Source organism: Treponema primitia ZAS-2 (assembly GCF_000214375.1).
GTDB classification, from domain to species: Bacteria; Spirochaetota; Spirochaetia; order Treponematales; family Breznakiellaceae; genus Termitinema; species Termitinema primitia.
Window position 1 is genome coordinate 1,350,018 of the sequence record NC_015578.1, and the last position, 23,456, is coordinate 1,373,473.

General features: G+C 52.2%; 26 protein-coding genes. 20 read left to right on the plus strand and 6 right to left on the minus strand.

Annotation, left to right across the window (positions count from 1 at the left end; all coding sequences use genetic code 11):
* Positions 1-13: 13 nt before the first annotated feature.
* The 5 genes from TREPR_RS06040 to TREPR_RS06060 all read left to right on the plus strand — a co-directional run bounded on the left by TREPR_RS06040 (position 14) and on the right by TREPR_RS06060 (position 4,714).
* Entirely contained in the window at positions 14-1,384 is a 1,371-nt protein-coding gene (locus tag TREPR_RS06040) for an MATE family efflux transporter (protein ID WP_041611041.1), read from the plus strand.
* Positions 1,385-1,490: 106 nt separating this feature from the next.
* Positions 1,491-1,901 (plus strand): SoxR reducing system RseC family protein, encoded by a 411-nt coding sequence (locus tag TREPR_RS06045; protein WP_015707413.1) that lies wholly within the window; start codon positions 1,491-1,493, stop codon positions 1,899-1,901.
* 144 nt (positions 1,902-2,045) lie between these two features.
* A complete protein-coding gene (locus tag TREPR_RS06050) occupies positions 2,046-2,963 on the plus strand; it encodes an ankyrin repeat domain-containing protein (protein WP_015707415.1) in 918 nt (305 codons plus the stop codon).
* Positions 2,964-2,972: 9 nt separating this feature from the next.
* Positions 2,973-3,788 carry a Sir2 family NAD-dependent protein deacetylase gene (locus tag TREPR_RS06055; protein WP_015707416.1) on the plus strand — a complete coding sequence of 272 codons (816 nt, stop codon included), beginning with the start codon at positions 2,973-2,975 and terminating at the stop codon, positions 3,786-3,788.
* Positions 3,789-3,805: 17 nt separating this feature from the next.
* Positions 3,806-4,714, plus strand: a complete 909-nt coding sequence (locus tag TREPR_RS06060; RefSeq protein WP_015707417.1) for a hypothetical protein — start codon at positions 3,806-3,808, stop codon at positions 4,712-4,714.
* 10 nt (positions 4,715-4,724) lie between these two features.
* Here TREPR_RS06060 and gltX read toward each other — a convergent pair whose 3' ends face one another.
* Positions 4,725-6,227 (minus strand): glutamate--tRNA ligase, encoded by a 1,503-nt coding sequence (gene gltX / locus TREPR_RS06065; RefSeq protein ID WP_015707418.1) that lies wholly within the window; start codon positions 6,225-6,227, stop codon positions 4,725-4,727.
* A 59-nt stretch (positions 6,228-6,286) separates the two neighbouring features.
* Here gltX and TREPR_RS06070 point away from each other — a divergent pair, with 59 nt between their 5' ends.
* Positions 6,287-7,744, plus strand: a complete 1,458-nt coding sequence (locus tag TREPR_RS06070) for an aminopeptidase (protein WP_015707419.1) — start codon at positions 6,287-6,289, stop codon at positions 7,742-7,744.
* A gap of 41 nt (positions 7,745-7,785) precedes the next feature.
* On the opposite strand, the gene TREPR_RS06075 is transcribed toward TREPR_RS06070, so the two are convergent.
* From TREPR_RS06075 to TREPR_RS06090, 4 genes are all read right to left on the minus strand, one after another.
* A complete protein-coding gene (locus TREPR_RS06075) occupies positions 7,786-7,971 on the minus strand; it encodes a YjfB family protein (protein WP_015707420.1) in 186 nt (61 codons plus the stop codon).
* Between the two features lie 59 nt (positions 7,972-8,030).
* A complete protein-coding gene (aat, locus tag TREPR_RS06080) occupies positions 8,031-8,792 on the minus strand; it encodes a leucyl/phenylalanyl-tRNA--protein transferase (RefSeq protein ID WP_015707421.1) in 762 nt (253 codons plus the stop codon).
* 64 nt (positions 8,793-8,856) lie between these two features.
* Positions 8,857-11,403 carry an ATP-dependent Clp protease ATP-binding subunit ClpA gene (gene clpA / locus TREPR_RS06085; protein WP_015707422.1) on the minus strand — a complete coding sequence of 849 codons (2,547 nt, stop codon included), beginning with the start codon at positions 11,401-11,403 and terminating at the stop codon, positions 8,857-8,859.
* A gap of 70 nt (positions 11,404-11,473) precedes the next feature.
* The gene (locus TREPR_RS06090; protein ID WP_015707423.1) at positions 11,474-11,785 is read right to left on the minus strand and encodes an ATP-dependent Clp protease adaptor ClpS; all 312 of its coding nucleotides are present in this window, start codon (positions 11,783-11,785) and stop codon (positions 11,474-11,476) included.
* A 146-nt stretch (positions 11,786-11,931) separates the two neighbouring features.
* On the opposite strand from TREPR_RS06090, the gene TREPR_RS06095 reads away from it, so the two are divergent.
* The 8 genes from TREPR_RS06095 (at position 11,932) to TREPR_RS06130 (ending at position 16,697) form a co-directional block, all read left to right on the plus strand.
* Complete coding sequence (locus TREPR_RS06095) at positions 11,932-12,714, plus strand: exodeoxyribonuclease III (RefSeq protein ID WP_015707424.1); 783 nt, start codon at positions 11,932-11,934, stop codon at positions 12,712-12,714.
* Between the two features lie 9 nt (positions 12,715-12,723).
* On the plus strand, positions 12,724-13,293 hold the full coding sequence (locus TREPR_RS06100) for a rhomboid family intramembrane serine protease (protein WP_015707425.1): 570 nt from the start codon (positions 12,724-12,726) through the stop codon (positions 13,291-13,293).
* Entirely contained in the window at positions 13,286-13,978 is a 693-nt protein-coding gene (locus TREPR_RS06105; protein WP_015707426.1) for a hypothetical protein, read from the plus strand. The genes TREPR_RS06100 and TREPR_RS06105 overlap by 8 nt, the downstream gene beginning before the upstream one ends.
* Entirely contained in the window at positions 13,972-14,814 is an 843-nt protein-coding gene (locus tag TREPR_RS06110; protein ID WP_015707427.1) for a metallophosphoesterase family protein, read from the plus strand. Before TREPR_RS06105 ends, TREPR_RS06110 begins: the two co-directional genes overlap by 7 nt.
* Positions 14,815-14,886: 72 nt before the next feature.
* A complete protein-coding gene (locus TREPR_RS06115) occupies positions 14,887-15,501 on the plus strand; it encodes a phosphoribosyltransferase (RefSeq protein ID WP_015707428.1) in 615 nt (204 codons plus the stop codon).
* A 9-nt stretch (positions 15,502-15,510) separates the two neighbouring features.
* Positions 15,511-16,122, plus strand: a complete 612-nt coding sequence (locus TREPR_RS06120) for a ribonuclease HII (protein WP_015707429.1) — start codon at positions 15,511-15,513, stop codon at positions 16,120-16,122.
* 97 nt (positions 16,123-16,219) lie between these two features.
* Positions 16,220-16,459 (plus strand): hypothetical protein, encoded by a 240-nt coding sequence (locus tag TREPR_RS06125; protein ID WP_015707430.1) that lies wholly within the window; start codon positions 16,220-16,222, stop codon positions 16,457-16,459.
* Positions 16,434-16,697, plus strand: coding sequence for a hypothetical protein (locus tag TREPR_RS06130; protein WP_148257245.1), 264 nt, complete (start codon positions 16,434-16,436; stop codon positions 16,695-16,697). Before TREPR_RS06125 ends, TREPR_RS06130 begins: the two co-directional genes overlap by 26 nt.
* Before the next feature lie 315 nt (positions 16,698-17,012).
* Here TREPR_RS06130 and TREPR_RS06135 read toward each other — a convergent pair whose 3' ends face one another.
* A complete protein-coding gene (locus tag TREPR_RS06135; RefSeq protein ID WP_015707431.1) occupies positions 17,013-17,645 on the minus strand; it encodes a DUF3786 domain-containing protein in 633 nt (210 codons plus the stop codon).
* Between the two features lie 409 nt (positions 17,646-18,054).
* Here TREPR_RS06135 and TREPR_RS06140 point away from each other — a divergent pair, with 409 nt between their 5' ends.
* The 6 genes from TREPR_RS06140 (at position 18,055) to TREPR_RS06165 (ending at position 23,428) form a co-directional block, all read left to right on the plus strand.
* Positions 18,055-19,221, plus strand: a complete 1,167-nt coding sequence (locus TREPR_RS06140) for a galactokinase (protein ID WP_015707433.1) — start codon at positions 18,055-18,057, stop codon at positions 19,219-19,221.
* Positions 19,218-20,000, plus strand: a complete 783-nt coding sequence (surE, locus tag TREPR_RS06145; protein WP_015707434.1) for a 5'/3'-nucleotidase SurE — start codon at positions 19,218-19,220, stop codon at positions 19,998-20,000. Before TREPR_RS06140 ends, surE begins: the two co-directional genes overlap by 4 nt.
* A 3-nt stretch (positions 20,001-20,003) precedes the next feature.
* Entirely contained in the window at positions 20,004-20,702 is a 699-nt protein-coding gene (locus tag TREPR_RS06150) for a tetratricopeptide repeat protein (RefSeq protein ID WP_015707435.1), read from the plus strand.
* Positions 20,699-22,792: an NHL repeat-containing protein gene (locus tag TREPR_RS06155; RefSeq protein ID WP_041611043.1), complete on the plus strand. Its 2,094-nt coding sequence runs from the start codon at positions 20,699-20,701 to the stop codon at positions 22,790-22,792. The genes TREPR_RS06150 and TREPR_RS06155 overlap by 4 nt, the downstream gene beginning before the upstream one ends.
* 169 nt (positions 22,793-22,961) lie before the next feature.
* Positions 22,962-23,141, plus strand: coding sequence for a hypothetical protein (locus TREPR_RS06160; RefSeq protein WP_245534797.1), 180 nt, complete (start codon positions 22,962-22,964; stop codon positions 23,139-23,141).
* The gene (locus tag TREPR_RS06165) at positions 23,138-23,428 is read left to right on the plus strand and encodes an antitoxin (protein ID WP_015707437.1); all 291 of its coding nucleotides are present in this window, start codon (positions 23,138-23,140) and stop codon (positions 23,426-23,428) included. Before TREPR_RS06160 ends, TREPR_RS06165 begins: the two co-directional genes overlap by 4 nt.
* The last annotated feature ends 28 nt before the right edge of the window (positions 23,429-23,456 follow it).

Consider the following 23,456-nt stretch of genomic DNA (forward strand, 5'->3'; position numbering starts at 1 on the left):
TTATAAACAAGGAATGAATTTGAAACAAAATGACAACAGAACAGATAGGCTTGGGACAGAACGGGTAGGGAAGCTTCTTTTAGATTTTTCCATTCCGGCAATTATCGGAATGCTGGTTAATGCGATTTATAACATTGTGGATAGGATTTATGTGGGCCAGGGGGTTGATTCATTAGGGATCGCCGGGATAACCGTTGCCATGCCCCTGATGATGGTTATTATGGCTTCATCGATGCTAATCGGCATCGGCGCCAATTCGCTTTTTTCTATCCGCCTTGGCCAGGGGCGCAGGGATGAGGTTGAAAAGCTTATGGGGCACGCCCTGGCCCTGCTTTTTATTGTCCCGGGAATAGTCATTGTTTTCAGCCTCATCTTTCTTGACGATATTATCGTTCATATTCTTGGGGCCAGTGAAACGGTGTTCCCCTTCGCAAAGGCCTATTTGCAGATTATCCTCTATGGTGGTATTTTTAGCGCCATGGGTCCCGGTATCAATCACTTTATCCGTTCCGACGGGCATCCGCGCACATCAATGGTGACCCAGCTTATCGGCGCGGTGATAAATATTATCCTGGATCCGATTTTTATTTTTGGTTTTGGCTGGGGTATTGCGGGTGCCGCATGGGCAACGATTATTTCACAGTTTATTTCCTTCGTATGGGTTATGGGGTATTTTAATTCCCGGCATACCCAGCTCCGTTTTCGCCTCCGCAATATGAAGCTTGAATTAAAACTGGTGTTGAACATCCTGGCGATTGGATTTGCGCCCTTTGCCATGCAGTTGGCCATGAGCCTTGTGGGGGTTTTGCAGAACCACGCCCTGAACGTCTATGGCGGGGATATCGCGGTTTCGGCCATGGGAATTGGCTTCAGCATCATGATTGTCTTTTTTATGCCCCTTATGGGGCTTAACCAGGGCGCTCAGCCCATCATTGGTTATAACTACGGCGCAAAAAAATATGACCGGGTTTTAAAAACCTACAAGTGGGCGGTAATTGCCGGCACAATTTTTATCACCCTCGGCTTTCTGATTATCCAGATAGCGCCGAAAATGTTTATTTCCCTTTTCAGTAATGAAGAAGGGCCTCTCATGGAGATGGGTATTTATTGCCTGCGCATAAGCACCCTCTTGTTCCCCATACTGGGTTTTCAAATACTAACCTCAAATTATTTTCAGGCGATTGGGAAACCGATCCAGGGGACAATTTTAAGTTTATCCCGGCAGCTGCTCTTATACATACCCTTGCTGACCCTGCTGCCCAGGTTTTTTGGCCTAAAGGGTGTCTTTTTTGCCATGCCGGCTGCTGATTTTGGTGCAGTAATCATGTCGGCTTGTTTTATGATGAAAGAGTTAAAGTGGCTTAAGGCCGGGCAAATTTCTTAAAAAGATGCGGGAACGTTTTTTCTTCATAATTTCTTCACATTTCCGGTATATACTTGAGTTATAAACCGGTGACACCTGATCAAATTCAGAAAGAGGGACGTGGTATATGAAAGAAACGGGAGTGGTGGTAAATATCAAAGGCGCCTTAGCGACCGTTAAGGTTAAACGGCCGGCTGCTTCAAAGGGCTGCTGTCATTTTGATACCACCAAGGATGAATTCCTGGAAGCCTATAATAATTGCAATGCCGCAGTCAATGATACGGTGTCCGTCGAATCTGAAGTAGAAACGGAAAAAAGACAGGCTTTTATCAAGTTTGGATTATTTATCGCCGCTTTTATGATCGGCCTGGTTGGGGGTTATTATGTAGCGGGACTGTTCAATGCGGCAAATCTGAACGGTTTGTTTTCCATTGCCGCAGCCCTGTTGGCCATTGTTATTACCCATATTGTCTATAAGCGGCTGAATGGTGAAGCAAAAAGGATACCGGTTATCAACGAGATTGTATATAACACATAGTACAAAGGCTGTACCTGTTGCTTTTTAGGAATCCACGCAAGTGGGTTCTTGTGCTTGAATTTGGAATTTCTGCGCCTATTATCCGCCGCTTGATATTATATCCCCAAGGGTTGTACTATTTACATATTAATGGAGGAAAGGACGGTGAAAATAGTTTTGCTCCATGATGGGGATGATAAAAAGTCCGCATCAGATCTGTTGGAAGTGATAAAGGAACAGAGGATCAACGGCGAATCCCTGCCTTTTGAGGGGGATTGGGAGACTAAAGGGCCTTCATGGGAAGAAAAATTCGCTGAAGCCACCCATTTTATAGCAATTTTTTCCGAATCCTCGGATCAGAGACCCTCAGGCCCCTCCTGGTTTAGCTTTGCCGCGGGTTTTGCCCGGGGTTCCGGGCGTCCCCTGGTACTTTTTGGGGCAAATATGGATGCCCTGGGGGCTCATTTTATAAAAGACGGTATCCGGATCAGGGATGGCGGGGAATTTTCGGCCTATCTTATCCGGGAATCAGAGGAATGGACCAGGGCTAACAGGGTCAAGCAGGCCCGGGATTCTCTGCTGGAGCAGGGTATCCCGGTCACCCTGGATTCCCTGGGCCGTTGTATAAAGGAAAAGGATTGCCAGGCGGTTTCTCTGTTCCTCCAGGCGGGCTTTGCTGCGGATACCCTGGATAAGGCCGGGGTTCCCCTGCTCTGTCTGGCTGTCCGGGCCGGTGACCGGGGCATTGTCTCCCTGCTGCTCCAGGCCGGCGCCCAAGTGAACCTTAAATCCCAGGACCGGGGCGGTTCTGCCCTGATCGACGCGGCTTTGGGAAAACACAGTGAGATATTGGGGGATCTGCTGGCCGCTGGGGCGGACACGGATACTAAGAGCAAGGACGGTCAGTCGCCACTGATCATTTCTGTGGGCCTGAACGATGAACCCACCGTAGAAATGCTGTTGAAAGCCGGTGCCAATGCCGACGAGCCTGACAGTCTGGGGGCCAGCGCCCGGAAGTATGCCACTCTCTTTAACAAGCCCGGTATGGTAGCCCTTTTTCAGAAATACGCCCCGGCCAAGTAGGGAGAAATCATGCCTCTGGATAGTAAAACTGATGTCGCTAAACTATACGAACTTATCTCATCGGCTAAGTACTTTGTCACCCTCACCGGCGCGGGGGTAAGTACCCTGTCGGGTATCCGGGATTTTCGGGGAAAGAACGGCCTGTACAATGATATGAATGCGGAGAAAATTTTCGATATCGATCTGTTTCGCCGGGATCCTTCCTTCTATTATAAAGCCACTGGGGACTTTATCTACAATGTCAATGAACGGCAGCCTTCTATAGTGCATACCACCCTGGGCGCCCTGGAAAAACGGGGTTTCCTCAAGAGCCTTATTACCCAAAACGTCGATCTTCTCCACCAGAAGGGGGGAAGCAAACGGGTGATAGAGATACACGGTTCCCCTTCGGTACACTACTGCCTTCATTGTTCCGATCTATCCCGGGTAGAAGAACTGGCAGCCTCAGGTCCCGGTGCGGAACTGCCCGCAAACGCCGGGGATCTTTTGGGCTTTGACGCCGTCGCAGCCCTGGTCAAGGCCGGTGAATTGCCCCGGTGTAAAAAATGCGGCAAGGTGCTGAAACCGGCGATAACTTTTTTCGGGGAATCCCTGCCGGTCCGGGCACTGAAAAGCGCCGAAGATGACGCCCGGAAGGCGGATCTGATGCTGGTCCTGGGTACCACCCTAACGGTGTTTCCTGCCGCAGGCCTGCCCCAGGTAACCCTCCGCAGCGGAGGAAAGCTGGTTATTGTGAACAACATGGAAACCCCCATGGATTCTCATGCGGTTCTGAAGTTTGAGGATCTTGGGGAGGTTTTTGAGGTGCTGGCAGCTTTACTGTAGATTTGGAGAAATCAATAATGAATAGTGTTCAGAATATCCCTGATGGTTTCTTGCGTCGGGGCATAGTTTTACTGATGGTTATTATTGCAGCAGTTCCGTCCCTTATGGCGGATCCCCTGAACACCATGAGCCTTAGCGGGGCTACTGGTCTTTATACGGTACCCACCGGGCGGGTAGCTTGGACGAATGATGCAAAGGTAGGTCTTGATTTTGGGTACCATACTATTATTGCTAAGAAGCATAACTACTTTAGCAATTCTGCTCTGCAAAACAAAGATAGTGATGGATATGAGCTGAACCACATACCTAAAATCAGCGCTAGTTTCTTTAAGTGGGTGGATGTTTTTTTAGCTTCTGATTTTCAGCCCTCCTATGGTCTTCCCGGGGATGATAATGACAGTAACAATGATCTGATTACGGGTTTAAAGGTTCAATTACCCACCAAAGGTGCCGATATAGCCCTGGGCACAAATTTCCAGGCCCTGAATTTGAGAAACAGCGAATTTGGTTACCAGGCCCTTCAGCTTTATGCAGCCTTTACCCATGAGGCTACCATCGTAACCCTTCCCGCTGAAACTTCGGTGACCCTGGGAAAGACCTTTGGTTTTAACAATGATTATGACGATTCCCTGCAGGATTTTAATTTTGATTTTGGCATGGGCCTTGATTTGAGCCTTTTCCCCAAGGCTATACCGGGCTTTTTTCACTGGATAATAGACTATTCGAACTTTTCCTATTCCGCCAATCCCTGGGGGGCAAATGCCTGGTTTCGGGGCACCCTGAATACAGGAATCCGCTTCAATTTTGCATCCATTGCGGCCCTGAACGATTACAAATTTGTATTTGATATTATCCTTACCGATGCCTTTGATGAATATTACCGTTCTTTTTCCTTCGGTTTGGTTTTTGGGGTTCCTTTCAAGTAGTAATGCTGTTTTAGCCCGATACTTCCGCAGAGAGCGCCGCCAGGGCCTTGTCTACCCGTGCTAGCGCCTGTTCAGCCCCCAGTATGCGCAGGGAACCGAAAAGGGGAGGGCTGACCCGGGCCCCGGTAACAGCAACCCTGAGAGGCATCATCAGGTCCCCCAGCTTTACCCCCGCCTTTTCCGCCGCAGCTTTGATAAGCGCCTCCGCATCTGCATCATTCGATTTGGCCATGGGTCGCACCAGTTCACGGCCCAGTTTGAGCAGGGTTACTGTTTGGGCAAGGTCCGATTTTTTGGGAATGAATTCTGCAGCAGCCGGAGTTGGGGGCTCTGAAAAAAGGTAGCCCAGTTTTTCCGCCGCCTCGTGGAGGAAATTTATCCGCTCCTTTATCAAAGGCATGGCGGCAATAAAAGTAAGCTTCTGTGTCCCCTCCGGCTCGACTCCGGCCTTCCCGAATAGTCCCGCTGTTATGGCGTAGGGTAGGGCAAGTGCCGCCAGTTCATCGTCGCTTTTCATCCGTATATATTGGCCGTTGAACCATTCCAGTTTTTTATAGTCGAAAATAGCCGGGGCTTTGTTCAGTTTTTCCAGGCTGAACCGGGCGGATAGTTCCTCTGGGGTGTAGATTTCCTTTCCTTCTTCGTAGGAGGCGCCCAAAAGGGCCACGTAGTTAAGCAGCGCCTCGGGCAGGTAGCCCTGGCGGCGGAATTCATCAATGCTGGTAGCCCCGTGGCGTTTGCTCAGCTTCTTGCCGTCCTGGCCCATCACCATGGGGAGGTGGCAGAATTCCGGATGCTCCCAGCCGAAACTTTTGTACATGATCACGTGCAGGGGTGTTGAGGAAAGCCACTCCTGGGCCCGGAGCACATGGGTAATCCCCATGAGGTGATCGTCCACGATATTGGCCAGGTGGTAGGTGGGGAAGCCATCGGTTTTGAGGAGTACCGGATCGGGGTTCACATCGTCGTTTTTCCATTCAATGTCCCCCAGCAGGTGGTCATGGAATTTGGTGGATTCCCCCAAAGGTATCTTGAGCCTGATGGTACACTTTTCACCGGCTCGCACCCGTTCCGCCGCCTCTTCACGGTCTATGTCCCGGCAGTGCCGGTCGTAGCCTGATTCGTGGGAACCGGACGCTCCCTGGGCCGCCTCCCGATCCGCGCGGACCTTATCCAGCCGTTCCTGGGAACAGAAACAGTAATAGGCCCGATCCTTTTCTATCAGTTCCAGGGCGTACTTTTTGTAAAGTTCAAATCGTTCTGACTGGATGTAGGGGCCAAAAGGCCCGCCTATATCCGGCCCTTCGTCCCAGCGGAGATTCAGCCAGGCAAAGGTGTCGTAGAGGTTTTGGACAAAGCTCTGGTCGGACCGGGTACGATCCGTGTCTTCCAGGCGCAGGATAAATTTGCCCCCTGCGGAACGGGCGTAAAGGTAGTTAAACAGGGCAGTCCGTATCCCCCCGATGTGCTGAAGCCCCGTGGGGGAGGGCGCGTAACGATCTCGTATACTCATGAACCCACTATATTGAATTTTTTCTGAAAAAGGAATAGGCTGGGTAAAGAGGTGTATCCATGGGAACCAATTCAGGGGAAGAAAAGAAAACCGAAGGGCAACAGCTTTCGGAAAAACTGTTTTTTGAGATAAAGAACTGCTGGGACACCGCCACCGGGGCGGAACTTGAGGAAGTTGAAACTTTTGGGAAGGCCTACAAACAGTTCCTGGATGCGGGAAAAACAGAACGGGAATTTACCCGCCATACGGTGGAACTTCTGAAGGAAAAGGGCTTTCAGGATCTCAACAGCCTGCTCAATGAAAAGGGAACCCTGAGCCCTGGTTCAAAAGTCTATCAGCTTAACCGGGACAAGTCCCTGGTTTTTGCGGTTATCGGGAAGCGGCCCCTGACTGAGGGGATCAACATAGTGGGCGCCCATGTGGACTCCCCCCGCATTGATTTGAAGACCAACCCCATCTATGAAGATTCGGAACTGGCCCTCCTGGATACCCATTACTACGGGGGCATCAAGCCCTACCAGTGGACTGCCATAGCCCTGGCTATGCACGGAACCGTGGTTGGGAAGGATGGTAAAAAGCGGGACATCTGCATTGGGGAGGATGAGGGGGATCCGGTCTTTACCATTACGGACCTTTTGCCCCACCTGGCCCGGGATCAGATGCAGAAGAAGGCGGCGGACTTTATCGATGGTGAAGGGCTTGATATTCTGGCAGGCTCCCGGCCCTACAAGGACCCCAAGGCCAAGGACAAGGTGAAGCTCAACCTGCTCAGCCTGATCCATGACAAATACGGTATCCTGGAAGAGGATTTTGCGGGGGCGGAATTTGAATTTGTCCCTGCCCAAAAAGCCCGGGACCTGGGCCTGGACCGGAGCATGATAGGCGGCTACGGCCACGATGATCGGAGCTGTTCCTTTGCCGCATTGAAGGCGCTTCTGGATTTTTCAGGCGGAACCCCACCTGAAAAAACCGTGGTCTGCCTCTTAACCGACAAGGAAGAAGTGGGCTCCATGGGAAACACCGGCGCCCAGTCCCGGCTCTTTGAAAATTTTGTGGCCTACCTGGGCGTAAAGACCCTGAACAGTTATTCTGAAATAGCCCTGCGCCAATGCCTGGGCAATTCCTCCATGCTCTCCGCAGATGTGAACGCCGCCTTTGACCCCAACTTCGATTCGGTGTTCGATAAAAAGACCTCCAGCTACTTCGGCAAAGGCCTGGTACTGTCCAAATTTACCGGTCGGGGCGGCAAGGCCGGGGGCAGCGAGGCCAACGCCGAATTTTGCCAGAAGGTCCAGGGTATCCTGAACAAAAATACTGTGCGTTGGCAATACGGTGAGCTGGGTAAAGTTGACAAAGGCGGCGGGGGAACCATCGCCCTGCATGTGGCAAACCTGGGGGTGGAAGTCCTGGACTGCGGCATCCCGGTGCTGTCCATGCACTCACCTTTTGAGGTGATAAGCAAGATCGACCTCTACACCGCATATCGCGGTTATTTGGCATTTTTGCGGGAAGCCTGAGTTTCGTGGAAGGGGTTCTTTTGGGTTTTTAGAGTTGCTCTTTAGCCCAAAAGATCTACATTGTTGCCCACAGCTGTGTCGGTAACAACTTTTGTAGATTCCATCAGCTTGGCAAAGGCTTCGCCCTGTTCTTCAGCATTCTTAATGCTCAGACTCTGAACCTTAGCCGCCGCTTCCTGTTGTACCCGTTCCTGGGACATGCCTGTAGAAACATTTTCTATATCCATAAAGCAAGTATACTATGAAGGCAATAAAAATACAAGGAAAAGCTGAAAAGTCCAAATCCTCAGCCTTCTGCCGGCGCCCCGTAGAGCCTCCACCAGTTTCCCCGCCGGTCCTGGGCATCCAAATTGCCGGCATTCCGCAGGGAAAGGGCTTCACCCAGGAGCCGGAGATATTCCTTCCGGCTGATCTCCTGGCCCCCTAAGCTTTCCAGATGATCCGTATGGACCTGGCAGTCGATGAAGGAGACCCCATCGTCAAAAAGTATCCTGGCCAGGCGCAGGAAGGCTGCTTTTGAGGCATTAGGCTGCCGTGCAAACATGGATTCCCCGATAAAGGCGTTGCCCAGGCGTACCCCGTAACAGCCTCCGACCAGTTTCCCTTCCATGTAGCTTTCCGCCGAGTGGGCCCAGCCCAGGCGGTGAAGCTCCCCGTAGGCGGCCAGTATGTCGCCGGTGATCCAGGTCCCCCCCTGGCCCGGGCGGTACACTTCCCGGCAGCCCCGGACCACACCGGGAAAATCCCGGTCCAGGGCGAATTCAAATTCACCTTTCTTAAAAACTTTTTCCATGGATTTAGAGACATGGAGTTTTTCCGGGAAAATGACGAAGCGCGGGTCCGGGGACTGCCAGAGCAGGGGATCATCCTGATTGTACCAGGGAAAAATCCCCTGTTCATAGGCTGAGAGGAGCATCCCCGGGGAGAGGTTGCCCCCCACAGCGACGATCCAGTCAGGGCTTTCCTCCGGGGGAGGGAAGCCGTACCTATCGTGCTCGGTGAGGTAGGGGAAATTAGGATCCGGGCCGGAACGGAGCCGCATGATCATAGGATAGCAGAAAAGAGGGTGCGCGAAAAGGGAGCCGGTTTTTTAGGCGCCTGTCCTGAAATGCTCAGGCTTCCGCTGTCACCGCCTCTCTGGCGCCTGCCACCTCGATCCGGTACTCCCCATCCCGCCAGTCTGCCTGGGCGGCGCCGCCTGAGACGAGCCGGCCGAAGAGGACCTCGTCCACAAAGAAGGACTTGATCTTATCTTCGATAACACGGCCCACATTGCGGGCGCCGAATTCCTGGCTGTAGCCTTCTTCGGCCAGGTGTTCCACGCAGGCATCGCTTATTGAAAGGCTTATCTTTTTTTCTGCCAGCTGGTCCCGGAAAATTTCCAGTTCCTTGCGGACTATGGACTCCATCACTTCCTTGGACAGGTGGCCGAAGCGGACCACCGCGTCCAGGCGGTTGCGGAATTCCGGGGTGAACAGTTTTTCTACTGCGCTATCCAGTTCCGCTTCCCCGCCTATACGCTCCCCAAAGCCGATGAGGCTTTTTCCGACTTCCCGGGCTCCGGCGTTGCTGGTCATGATGAAAACCACATTGCGGAAATCCGCCTTGCGGCCATTGTTGTCCGTCAGGGTGGCGTAGTCCATGATCTGGAGAAGTATATTGTAAATATCCGGATGGGCTTTTTCGATTTCGTCCAATAAAACGACCGCATGGGGCTGTTTCCGTATGACGTCCGTAAGGAGGCCCCCCTCCTCATAGCCCACATAACCCGGGGGGGATCCGATGAGCCGGGAGACGGTGTGCTTTTCCTGGTATTCGCTCATGTCGAAGCGGTGCATGGGCACACCCAGGATATCCGCCAGTTGGCGGGCCAGTTCGGTTTTCCCCACCCCGGTGGGGCCCACAAAGAGGAAGTTTGCCACGGGCTTGTTGTCCGCCCGGAAGCCTGCCCGGGATCGTTTGACTGCCTTGACCGCCGCCAGGATCGCCTCGTCCTGGCCGAAAATACGCTCCCGGAGCTTTTGTTCCAGGAACCGGAGCTTGTCTTTTTCGTTTTCACCCACTGACCGCTCGGGGATCCGGGCTATTTTGGACACCACGGTCTCGATCAGGGGGAGGCCGATGTCTATCACCGCAACGGTCCCTTCCTGCACAGAAATGGGTTCCTCCCTTGGGGTTTCGGCGCCCACCGGGCCGCTGCTAAGGGTTGGGCCTCTGGTAAGTGTGGGCTCCCCAGGGTCACCGGTAGCCGGAGTATCCGCGCCGGAGGAGTTTCCTGCAGCGGTAGAAGCGCCGGCAAGAGTATCGGCGGGGTTTTCGGTCTTGCCGTTGTCCTTGAAAGCCTGGATCCGGGCAAAGGCGCCGGCTTCGTCGATCACATCGATGGCTTTATCCGGCAGCCGCCGTTCGGTGATAAACTGGGCGGAAAGACGCACCGCCCCTTCCACGGCCTCATCACTGTACTTAACCCGATGGTATTCTTCGTATTTGGACCTGAGCCCCTTGAGGATCGCGATGGCGTCTTCCTGGCTGGGCTCGTCAATGTCAATTTTCTGGAAACGCCGGGACAGGGCCCGGTCTTTGTCAAAGAATTTGCCGTATTCCTCGTGGGTGGTGGACCCGATGCAGCGGATTTTTCCCGATGCAAGGGCAGGTTTGAGCAGGTTTGAGGCATCTAAAGCGCTGCCGGAGACTGAGCCGGCCCCTACCAGGGTGTGGATTTCATCGATAAAGAGGATGGCCTTTTCTTTTTTCAGGATTTCTTCAATGACCCGCTTGATCCGTTCCTCAAAGTCCCCCCGGTACTTGGTTCCCGCTACCAGGGCGCCCATATCCAGGGAATAGATGGCGAAATCTTTCAAAGTGGGGGGCACGTTCCCGGCGACTATGCGCTGGGCCAGCCCTTCGGTGATGGCGGTTTTTCCTACTCCGGAATCGCCCACATGGACCGGGTTGTTTTTGAGCCGGCGGCAAAGTACCTGCACGGTCCGGTCCAGTTCGGTCTGCCGGCCTATGACCGGTTCCAGCCGGCCCAGCTTTGCCAGGGCGGTGAGTTCCGTGGCGTAGCGCTCCAGGGCGCTCTTTTTATTGGCCTTAGTTTTCTGGGCCGCATCGGAAGCCTCACCCTCAAAGGGAATTTCCTCATGGCCGTCTCCGTCATTCATGTGGGGGTTCATACGGGTGAATTTCGGAGTATAGGCACGGGAAAAATTGAAACCCTGCTCACCTTCATCCTCATATTCCCGGGAAAGACTCTCCAAAAGCTCCAGCCGATTCCTGATTCCCGACTTGCGGAGGAAATAGGCGCAATAATTCCGTTCCTCATCGTAGAGGGAGACCAGAATGTCCGCAATATCCAGGGTTTCCTTCTGGGATGACTGGCTTTGAAGCACTGCTCGTTCCAGGACGCTCTGGAAACTCACAGTTTGGGTGGGCTCGGTGTTATCCTGGGTGGGGGGCACTTGCTGTTCAAAGTAGTTTTCCATCCCATGTTTAAGTTGATCCAGGTTAGCCCCGCAGGATGAAAGTATGCTCTGTACCTCATTGAATGCAAGGGCGGCATAGAGTATATGTTCGGGGGTCAGGTATTCGTGGTTACGTACCTTGGCCTCATTATAGGCGGCATTGATGATAGCCTGCACATGGCGGCTGATTTTCATTTTTCACCCCTCTCCATTAAATGTAATCAAAAACCATAAAAAAAGCTATGCTTTTTCCAAGTCGAAAAAGCTATGCTTTTTCGACCACGCACCGCAGGGGGAATTCGTTCTGCCGGGCCAGGGTATGGACCTGCTCAGCCTTAGTCTGGGCTATATCCCAGGAATAGACCCCCGCGATGCTTCGGCCTTTCCGGTGGATTTCCAGCATGAGGCGGTTTGCCTCCTCTACGCTTTTATGAAAGATTCCCATCAGTATCTCCACCACAAATTCCATGGTGGTAAAATGATCATTCAGTATGACAACCCGAAAATCCTCGGGCTCTGACAGCTTTTCCTTTTTTTTTGCGGCTAAATCCGTCTCGTTTCCGAAAAGGCTGGGCATAGAGAAAGGATACTGCAAAATAAAAGGGTATACAATACGTAGTAGAAGGGCTGCCATTTTTTTATTTTCCGATAGAACCGGAAATTTACACACGCCTTGGATCGGTATGTTGATTAAAGGGCCTCCCGGCGGTTATACTTGCTCTGATGCGTATTTTAAGCTTCAATGTCAATGGAATTCGGGCTGTGGAAAAGCGGGGCTTTGTGGACTGGATCCGGCAGGAGTCTCCGGATGTGCTCTGCCTCCAGGAAACTAAGGCCCACCCGGATCAGCTTTCCTCGGAACTGAACAAGCCTGTGGATAAGGATGGCAAGGCCTACTTTTCCTACTGGGCCAGCGCCCAAAAAAAAGGTTATTCCGGGGTGGCCATATACAGCCGCATAGAGCCCCGGGATATAAAACCCCTGGGGGTTCCGGAATTTGACGCCGAGGGGAGGGTGCTTCAGGCGGATTTTAAGGACTTTGTGCTGATCAGCGCCTATTTTCCCAATTCCCAGGATGCCGGCGCCCGGCTGGGTTATAAGCTTGACTTTTGCGCCGCCATGCTGGAATGTTGCAATAAACTGGTTTCTGCAGGGCGCCACCTGGTACTCTGCGGGGATTACAATATCGCCCATACCCCCATTGATCTGGCCCGGCCCAAGGAAAACGAGGGGAACGCCGGGTATCTGCCGGAGGAACGGGCCTGGATGGATACCTTTATTGCCGCAGGTTATGTGGATACCTTCCGCAGCTTTCATCCCGGGGAAACCGGCTGCTACAGCTGGTGGTCCTACCGGATGAGCGCCCGGGAACGGAATGTGGGGTGGCGTCTTGATTATCATTGTGTGGATAAGGCCTTTATGCCCAAGGTTAGCGCTTCCATTATCCGGCCCGATGTTCAAGGGTCAGACCATTGCCCGGTTCAGATTGAGCTAAAATTAAAATAAGGTGTGATTATGAAAATCAGGTACAATTCCCCCACGGTGCTGACTTACGCGTTTTTGAGTGCCATAGTTCTGGTGCTGTCACAGTTTTTCTTTCATTCCCTGACCGAGCTCTGGTTCGCCGTGCCCGGAAAGGGGGGATTTGATCCCGGCAGGATCCGCAGCTGGGTTACCCTTTTTACCCATGTTGTGGGCCACGCCTCCTGGAACCACCTGCTTTCCAATTTTGCCTTTATACTCCTCATCGGACCTATGCTGGAAACCTCCTACGGTTCCCTGCCCCTGCTGGTGATGATCGCCATCACCGCCCTGGTAACCGGGGCACTGAACGTGCTCCTGTTCCGCACCGCCCTCCTGGGCGCTTCCGGGGTAGTGTTTATGATGATACTCTTGGCGTCATTCACTAACTTTAACGAAGGGGAAATCCCTCTGACCTTTATCCTGGTGCTGGCCCTGTATATAGGCCGGGAACTTTTTAATTCATTCAGTGCCAACAATGTTTCCGAATTTGCCCATATCGCAGGAGGATTCTGCGGCAGCCTCTTTGGATTCTTTAGATCCCCCAAACGAAGCAATGTATAAACCGCAGTTGTTATTTTTACTGTTTCTGGCTCCAACACTCCATGGGCTTGATGTGCGTATTACCGGGAAGGAAGCGGGTGTTGATGTTAAGAACGAATACAACCGGACCTATAATCAATGCTGGACCTTTTCAGGATTCGGCGCGCTTACCCTGAACGACCGGTATACCCTGAAAACCGGCTTGGCCTTGTGGGAAACTACTGTCGCCTGGGAGACAGATGCCTTTGTCTCAGCCAGCGCCGCCCTGCCTCTGCCCATCCCCTTCCCGGTCTATGCGGATTTTGCTTATATGCTAAACGCCATGCCGGATTATGAGACTTCGTCCCATACCCTACTCCCCGCGCTGGGGGTCAGGGGAAAGTATGCCGGATTTGCCCTGGGCCTTAGGGCCCGGTTTTCTGTTTTTTATGATGATCCACCCATTTTTGAACCTATTCTGGCCTTTTCCGGGTATGTCAACTTTTTTAATTCCGAACCCTTCCGTCTTGGCCTGGGCTGCGCCAATTACGATGATTTTATTGCCGGCAATTTCGGTTCCTATTACTTCAACCTGAATAGCAAAATCAGACTCCTTAAATTTCTCTTCTTGGTCAATGGCCTGGATCTGTACCAGACCGGGAGCGTTGGTTTGGCCGCCAACCTGTATGGCCTTGCCTTTAATATGGGAGTAGTATTCAATTGGTAGAAAGGCTGCGAATATCCGGAATAGTAAAGCTGTTTGTTATTATCCTTGTCGCCCTGATGGTTGTGGCTTGCAATGTGGACCTCTTTGGATTTTTTGCCGCCAACGAACAGGATGACAGGCTGGAAAGCAGGGATATTTTCAATTTTCTCGGACCTTCCGATCAGGGACGCGATTTAGGGGCTGCTTATTCCTTTGTCGTGGTGAGCGATACCCATATAGAGGATGGTAATGCCCACGGGCTTGAAAAACTGGCCTATGCTGTCAGTGCTGCCGGTGATAAGTTTGTGGTTGTCACCGGGGATATTACCCAGAACGGGAAACGGGAGGATCTGAATAAATTTATTAGTATAGCCGAAGAATTGCGAAAAGCAGGGATTCCCTGCTATCCGGTCATCGGAAACCACGATATTTATTTTGACAATTGGCCTGTGTGGAAAGAATTGATAGGATCAACCAGTTATCGAATTGATCACAGTAATACAACTCTTTTTATTCTTGATTCTGCCAATGCTTCCTTTGGATCCGATCAGCTGGACTGGCTTCAGCAGGGACTGGGTTCAGCGAAGGAACATGTCTTTGTATTCACCCATACCAATCTGTTTACAGAATCACCCGGTGATATCATGCAGATCACCGACTCCCGCGAACGGGCCCGGATCGTGTCTATCCTGAAGGGCCGCTGCGATGTCATGTTCATGGGCCATGTTCACCACCGTATCATCCGGGAAGTCGGGGGGGTCAGGTACATTAACCTTGAAGATTATGTGGGCTACCGCACGTACTGCCGGGTTTACGTAGGTCCCGGGGGTATAAGCTGGGCGTTTGAGAAACTGTAGGCTCTTTGCAAAGGCAATTTTTTTGATAATTTGAATATTGCCATCCTTTTCCCCCTATAGTACAATGCGCATATGGTTAAGGAATTCCTCCCCTATGACATGGTCCGCAATAATGCCCTGAAACTGGCCCATCGTATCTACCATGACGGCTTCATCCCCGATGTGATCTACGTGTCCCTCCGGGGCGGGGCCTACCTGGGGAATGTGATAAGCGAGTACTTCAAGATAGTCCGCCGGGGCAGTCGCCCGGTGTACTATGCCGCCGTGGTAGCCCGGTCCTATACAGGGGTCCGGGAATCAGATCAGGTGAAGGTTGAAGGTTGGACCTATGCGCCGGAACACCTGCGCATCGGGGACAAGGTGCTCCTGGTGGACGATATCTTTGATTCAGGCAGGACCATCAACCACCTCACAGGGGTCATCCTGGAAAAGGGCATACCCCGGGATGACATCAAGGTGGCGGTTCACGATTATAAGTACGTCTACGATAAGGGGGAACAGCTCCCCATACAGCCCGATTACTGGTGCCGTAAGCACGAGCTTTCTGTTAAAGATGAGGACCTTTGGATCCACTATATGAGCCATGAACTGGTAGGCCTCAGTCCCGCCGAGCTGGAGGAACATTACTACGCCCATGATCCGGAACTCCGGGCTGTCCTGGATGTGCTGAAAGGCTCCGACAATTAGGAGGCAGCCTTGATCTGCGGCCTTGACGAAGCCGGGCGCGGTCCTCTGGCGGGGCCGGTTTGCGCCGCTGCAGTGGTCCTTCCCCCGGACTTCCCCCGGGAGATCCTGGGGGATTCCAAGAAACTCAGCAAAGAAAAGCGGGAAGCTGCCCGGGGGATCATCATGAAAGACGCCCTAGCCTGGGGCATAGGCTGGGCCGATCATGAGGAAATCGACAAAATCAACATACTCCGGGCCAGCCTCCTGGCCATGGAGCGGGCCTTTGAAGCCCTGGCCGCCATGTTGGCAGGGCCGGGGGGCGCTGGCTTGCCCTTAAGCGCCCTGGAAGCCATCGTTGACGGGCTCTATATCCCGGAAATTGCCATCCCCTGCATCGCCCTGGTAAAGGCGGACGGCAAAATCCCCGAGGTTATGGCCGCTTCCATCCTCGCCAAGACCGAGCGGGACCGGGAAATGGAACGCTACGCCAAGCTCTACCCCCAGTACGGCTATGAAAAGCACAAGGGCTATCCCACCAAGGCCCACCGGGAGGCGGTGCTCCGCTACGGGCCTTCCCCCATACAGCGGCTGAGCTTCCGGGTTAAAGGGGATATACAGCCGGAGTTGTTCGGGGAAGGGTGAGAAGCGCTGGCAGCCTCCTTGGCGGCGGGCTGCGGGGGCCGTTTTCCCTTGCCTGGGGCCTTAAAAGCTGGTATACTCTGTGGGTAAGGAGAAGCGTATGCCCCAAGTTCAGACCATGACTTTAGAAGAACGGTTTGCTATAGCCGATAAGGCGCGTGAGTTGGAGGAGGCCGGTAAAAAAAACGAAAGCACTATGTATATGATACAACATTACCCCATGCCTCCGTATCTGGCTAAATTTGCCAAAAGTCACATGGGAGCCGATTTCCTTATAAAAGGTGGTTTTAACCTAGCGGAAGCAGAGGAAGAATTTGGAAAAGACTGGCTTGCTGTATGAGGTATTTAAAAGCGTTTACAACATTGATCTAGGGCGAAAAGGGTTTGCCACCGATGGCGGTGAACATCAGGGGCGGCTCTTTTACGAAAGCGGCATTTCCTCAGCCATGTTTTGTTTTCAGGAAGCCCAAGCAGCGGGAGACTGCGAGCTTTTAATACTTGCTGAAGAGACTTTTTTACAGCAGGAGCTTCATTTTTTCGAAGCTGAAGACACCATAACCCTCAATAGCCTTACCTAGGCAATCCAGGACTTTGAAGATTCCCTCCGCTCCCTCAAAATCGTAGAAGTTAAAACCCTATACCAAGCAGCGGAAGCTACCTACTCAACAACAAAAAACCGTATTCGGGGATTTCCAAAGGACATTTTTCACCAGGCCTGTAATGCCCACTATACCCGGCTGAGTAACTCCCTCCGTACCCCCGGGATCAACATGAAAGAAAAGGCGGTTATACAGCAGCGCATGGCGAACATGAAAACTGCTGTGAGTAGCTATATAGAGAAACAAAAGACAGCGTTACGGGGCTGAGTTTGTTGTTTAGCTAAAATAGCTTAATTATAGTTCCCCTATTGCCGCAAGGGCCCCAATAAAACAACCGTTTAATACTGCGAGGGGTTCAAATTTATAAAACAGTATTGCTGTTTTATCATAGAGGATCTGCAATTTTGTGGGGTATTCTTCGTCACCTTCATAATAAACTATTTTTATTGGAATCTTGGGCAACATCGAATATCGCCAGGTGTATTTCAAATTTGATTTGTTTTCCTCAAATACCATGCCGAGTTTTTCAGCGACTCTGCAAAATTTTTGATAATCAGCGCCATAAACCCTTCCCAGGGCGTTATTAAAGATATCTCCGCTGTCACCTTCACGGAACACTCCTCCGGAAAAACTGGTGATAACGCAAAAATCATTCAGAGGGTCCAGGTTTGCTTCGGACAGGACATAATAGCCAAGGACGCTTTTTAAGTTGTAGTCAAATCCTTCAGATTTGCAGGACCAGGCTATATTCTGTTCTGTAAGGTGGACGCCTTTTTTATTAACCAGGTATGTTCGTCCTAAGAATTCAACCGAAACTTCATCCCGGGATGGTTGTTTAAGGTTGAGCCTTTTTGCTGCGTCTTCAAAATCACAATCATGCAACAGTTTTGCTACCCAATCGTAGGTTTTTTCATAGCCTTTCTGCATATTGCTTACTCCTTTCTATATAAAACGTGCATCTTATTTAAACTCTACCATTGGGTTGACAAGCATACAAGCTCTACTTCCTCAGGCAGAAACGGGCCCTGGTAAACCAGGGGGCGCAACTTGCAACGGAGTTTCCCGGGCGGTATATCCGGACTGGAGCTTCCACGGTTCGCCTCGCCATCCTGAGCCAGGGGGAGAATACCCCGTTTTGCGAACATGAAAGTCTCCATAAGTTACTATATATAGAAACAAAAACCATCCTTAGCGCCCCTTCCGGGTAAAAAGCTGAATTTTCGCATATCCTAAATAATTTATTGAGAATTTTATTGAACAACCCGGCTTTTTCCTATACTATAGGCTTGAGAGGGTGTAACCTGTCTCCAGTCTTTTGAATGAAGGATTTTTAACTATGCTGGACATCGGTCCCATCCACCGTACGGAATACGAGATAGACGCCGACCGACCCGAGACTGTTGTCATTGCCGAAGCGCCCGGCAGAATTCACTTTTTGGGTGAACATGGTGAGCCAAAGGCCGGATTATTTTTGTCATCCGCTATTGATCGGTATATCCGGGTAGCCGTGAGTGTTAGAAAGGATAACTCCCTGCGTTTTTATGCAGCAGACCTGGGGGAACGGAAGCGTACCACCCTGGTTAACCTCAAATTTAAGCGGGAGGACCGCTGGGCCAACTATATTAAGGTAGCTATCCAGGTTTTTGCCGATTTGGGCTACCCTGTAAAGGGGCTGAACTTTACTGTTGGGGGAAATATCCCCCAGCAAGTGGGGCTGGCCTCTTCTTCCGCCATTGAAGTGGCCTCCGCAGTGGCTTTGAAGGGCTTTTTTCAGGCTTCTATCAGCGATAAAGAGCTTTTGAACCGACTTATTGCTGCCCAGGCTGCTTTTTTTGGAAAGAATACCAGCCCAGTGGACTATCTTATCGCTTTTAATGCCCGTAAAGATCATTTTCTTCTGGTAGATGAGGCTTCTCTGGAGGTGCGGCGGATAAAATCCCCTCTGGGGAAATATAAAATTCTGATCATGGACTCCCGGGTGCCCCGACTGGGAGTGGAAGATGAGCTGAAACAGCGGCGGCAGGATATCAAAAGGGGACTGGAGCTGCTTTCCCAGAAAAAAACCGGGACCAGTTTCCGGGATTACGCGGCCTTGGACCTGGTGGAATCCATGGGTGACCTGCCCGAGGAGATACGCCGGCGTTCCATGCACATAGTCCAGGAGATACGCCGGGTCTATGATGCCGAGGATGCCTTGAAACACCAGGATTTTCCGCTTCTGTCTAAGGTGCTCCTCCATTCCCATGAAAGCCTCCGGGACCTCTACGAAGTTTCCTGCCCCGAGATAGACTGGCTGGTGAAACGGGCCCAGGAGATCGAGGGGGTTCTGGGTTCCCGTATGACCGGCCAGGGCTTTGGGGGTTGTACCTACACGATTATCACCGAAAGCGCTATTGACGAATACAAGCGCCGTTTTGAGGATTATGAACGGATCTTTGGGTTTCATCCCCTGATCCATCCTATACGGCCCGCGGCTGCTGCCCGGGTTATTGAGGTACAATGAACATACTGCTGACCAATGATGACGGTATAAGCTGCGAAGGGCTGCTCCGGCTTGCGGACGCCCTGCGGGAGTTGAAACAACATACTATTTACGTACTTGCCCCGGATCGGGAGCGTTCCGGGGTGTCCAATTGCATTTCCTTTTACGACTCTATCAGGATTCGGGATCTGGGGAACAATACCTGGACCTGCTCGGGAACCCCCGCAGACTGTGCGCTTTTGGGGATTCTGGGGGCTCTCCCGGTAAAGCCTGACCTGGTAGTTTCGGGTATCAATGCCGGGGCAAACCTGGGTACCGATTTGGTCTATTCGGGCACCGCTGCGGCGGCTCGGCAGGCCGCCCTTCATGGTATCCCCGCCATTGCCCTTTCTCTGGTGATCCATGAGGGCCCGGTGTTCTGGGAACCTGCGGTGGCCTATGCCCGGGATCATCTGGAGGAACTGATCGCCTTTTGGAAGGAAGATACCTTTGTTAATGTCAATTTCCCCAATAGCCCCTCCTATACTGCCCCTCCGGTGCTAAGCTTTCCAAGCCGCCGCCGTTACCAGGATAGCTTAACGTCCTTTGACGCTCCGGATGGTTACCGGTATTGTTTTGTCAAAGGGAGCGGCGTGGTGGTTGAAGATGAACTTGATTCAGATTCTGATGCGGTTTCCCGGAACCGGGTGTCTATGAGCCCGGTGTTTATCCATCCGGTGGTGCTGCGGGACATCTGTTCCCACGCCCCGGAGCATAGTATCACTTCGGCCCGAAGCGCCGTGGTGAATGGCAAAAGGTAGAATATGGCAGGAAACAGGGCTTCTGAGGATAAATTACAGGAAGGGATACGGCTTTTCAATCTAAAACGTTGGGATCCGGCGCTTCAGGAATTTCTCAGGATCGATGCGGGGCAGTGCAGTGCCGAAGAGGTTACTGAAATTGCCTATTACCTTGGGCTCTGTTATATGAAATTGGAACGTCATGAGGACGCCTTGATCTACCTGGAGCAGGTAGTTACCAATAGCGAGGAACCCTTGCGGGTTTACCAGTGCCGTTTGACCCTGGCCTATATTTATGTGACAACCAAGCGGGCCAAGATGGCGGAGTTTGAGCTGCAAAGGCTTTCTCAGAGCGGTTTCGAGTCGGTACAGATCTACACCACCCTGGGGTATGCCGCCTGGTCCCAGAAAAATTTTAAAGGGGCGGTTGAATTCTACGAGCAAGCCCTGGAGATGGATGAAAAAAACGCTACCGCCATGAACGGGCTGGGGTATATCCTGGTGGACTCCAATATCGATCTGGCCAGGGGCCTGCGATTCTGCCGAAGGGCGGTTGACCATGCCCCCCAGAACGCCTCCTACATGGATTCCCTGGGCTGGGCTTATTATAAAAACGGGGATACCCAGGAAGCCAGGATTTGGCTGCGCCGTGCCTTTGAATTGGCCCCCCATAACCCGGTGATTCGGGCCCACATGCGTCTGGTGGTCGGGGAAGCTTCATGAAGCTAAGGGCCGCCCCGGGTTTCTCCCTTTTGGTGCTGATATTCCTGGGTGCGGCCGGATTCATCGCTGCCCAAACCGGGGAAGCGGCGAATTCCCCCACCTGGGGTATCGAGGGAACTGACCGGGATGCCCTTTCCGCCCGAGAGGAATTCCGCCTGGGGGTTCAGGCCTATAACCGCAGCAGTTTTAACGAGGCGATCCTCTCCTTTGAACGGGCCCTTTCCTACCGCCCTGGGGAACCTCTGATTTTAGACTGGCTTGGCCGCTCCTATTACCGGTCCGGCATGGAGGATACTGCCCTGCGGCAGTGGCGTTCTGCGGTGGACGCCTACGGCCCTTCCCGTAATGAAACCCTGGTATTGGCTGGCCGCATTGAAACCGTGCGGAACCGGCGCAGCCTCTTTTCTTTCCTTGACGAAGATATCCGCTATGTGGAGGCCGGCCATTTTCCCGGCAAGGTTGGTGATATCCAGGTATACCGTCAGCCCACTGCGGTGCTTCCCCTGGAGGATGGCTCTGTATGGGTTGTAGCCTATGGCAGTAATGAACTGGTCCGGATAGACGTGAACGGCATAGTCCGTCAGCGTCAGCGGGGGCCCTTGAACGGTTTTGACCGGCCCTACGATCTGGTCCAAGGACCGGACGGTAGGCTCTACCTTTCGGAATTTCGGGGCGACAGGGTAAGCGTCCTCAATAGCCGGGGTGAATGGCAGTTCTACATCGGTTCTAAAGGCCGGGGTGATGGAATGTTTGTGGGTCCCCAGTACATCACCATTGATAATGAGGGATACCTCTATGTGGTGGATTACGGTAATAAACGTATCTCTAAATTTGACCCCGATGGAAGCTTTATCCTTTCCTTCGGGGACCGATCTTCTGGCTTCACAGGCTTTATTTCCCCCACAGGCATTGCCGCCCTGGAAGGCAGGGTTTATGTGGCGGACAACATTACCCGGCAGATCTACATCTTTGACCGTAACGGCGGCTACCTGGGGATACTCGTGACCGAGGGGCTCAGGAGCCCCGAAAGCCTGAGCCCCTTGCCGGATGGCCGCCTCCTGGTCACCGACGCCAACCGGCTCCTCATCATTGACCCCAATTCGGCGCTGATCCGCGAAATGGGGCTGCTGGGCAATACCCGGGTGCGTATTGCCGGGGCCAAGCCGGATCTAAACGGCAATATCCTGGCGGCAAATTTTGAAGGGAATGAGGTGTCCATCATGACCCCCCTGGACGATATGGCCGCCGGGCTCTTTGTCCAGATAGAGCGGGTGAATTCCGATAGCTTCCCCCTGATTACGGTGGATCTCCAGGTGCAGGACCGGCGGCGCCGGCCCATCATAGGCCTGGATTCCCGAAATTTTGTACTCAGCGAACAGGGCCGCCTGGCAGGGGAACAAAATTTTCTGGGCGCCGGATACCGTTCGGAAACTTCTGACTTGGCCCTGCTCCTGGATCGATCCCCTGCAGCCTTAAGCCTGGGACCGGACTTGAATGTAGCCATTCGGGATATCCACGCCGCAGGAGGGCATATAGTATCCCTGATAGCCGCGGGGGAACAGCCCCTGCGCCAGCGGGTTGAAGGGACCGCCCCTTCGGTTACCGCCCTGGCCGCTTCTGCCCGGGGGACTGCTGCTTCTTATACCCCCCGCTGGCGTTTCGACCTGGGGCTCCGCCTGGCAGCCACGGACCTTTTAAACGGCCAGCGGAAGCGTGCGGTGGTCTTTATCAGTTCCGGGGAAATGGGGGAACTGGCCTTTGATCAGTACGGCCTTTCAGAACTGGCCGCTTACTTAGCTAATAACAATATTATTTTCTATACCGTGATCCTGGGGGGTGCGCAGGCCCCGGAGGAACTCCGTTACCTCTGCGAGCAAACCGGCGGCGACATTCTGCCCCTCTACCGCCCCGAAGGGATAAGCCCGGTTCTCAGCAGACTGGGTTCCCGTCCTTCCGGTTCCTACACCCTCAGCTACCGCTCGTCTCTTCCCACTGACTTCGGCCGCGCCTACCTCCCGGTAGAAGCCGAGGTCTACCTCCTGGAACGCTCGGGGCGGGATGCTACGGGGTACTTCCCGCCGATGGAATAGGCGCTTACCCTGGAAACGATTAGGCAGTCAAAAATGTATTGACAATAGGCACACATTATGATATATTTCATTTGTGATAATCCAATGGAATGACGAGAAAAATACAGTGCTTAAACGTATACGGGGTGTTTCTTTTGAGCAGATCGTAATCCTCCTGGAAGAAAATACCATGATTGATATGCTGGATCATCCTAACAAAGAAAAATATGGTAACCAAAAGCTTATGCTTTTCAATATAGAAAATTATATTTATGTCGTTCCGGCTGTTATAGAAGGGGAATCAATTTTTCTGAAAACCATCTATCCAAGCCGAAAATATACGGAAAAATATCTGAGGGATAACAAATGAAAAATATCAACAACAAATTTCTGGATGATGAAGAAAAAGATTTGGCTAAATCTATTGCAAATGATGAATGGCAGTCTATTGGCAATCTCGATCAGATGAAGCGTCTCTTACAGGAAGCGGCCAGGACAACTATGACAAAAGATCAGCGCATGAATATCCGGCTTACAAAAAAAGACCTGGATGGAATTAAAACCAGGGCCCTTGCAGAAGGAATGCCCTATCAAACCTTAGTGTCAAGTATTATACACAAGTATATAAGCGGCCAATTAACGGAAAAAGAAGCATAGCATAGCATAGAAAAACATGGGAAACATT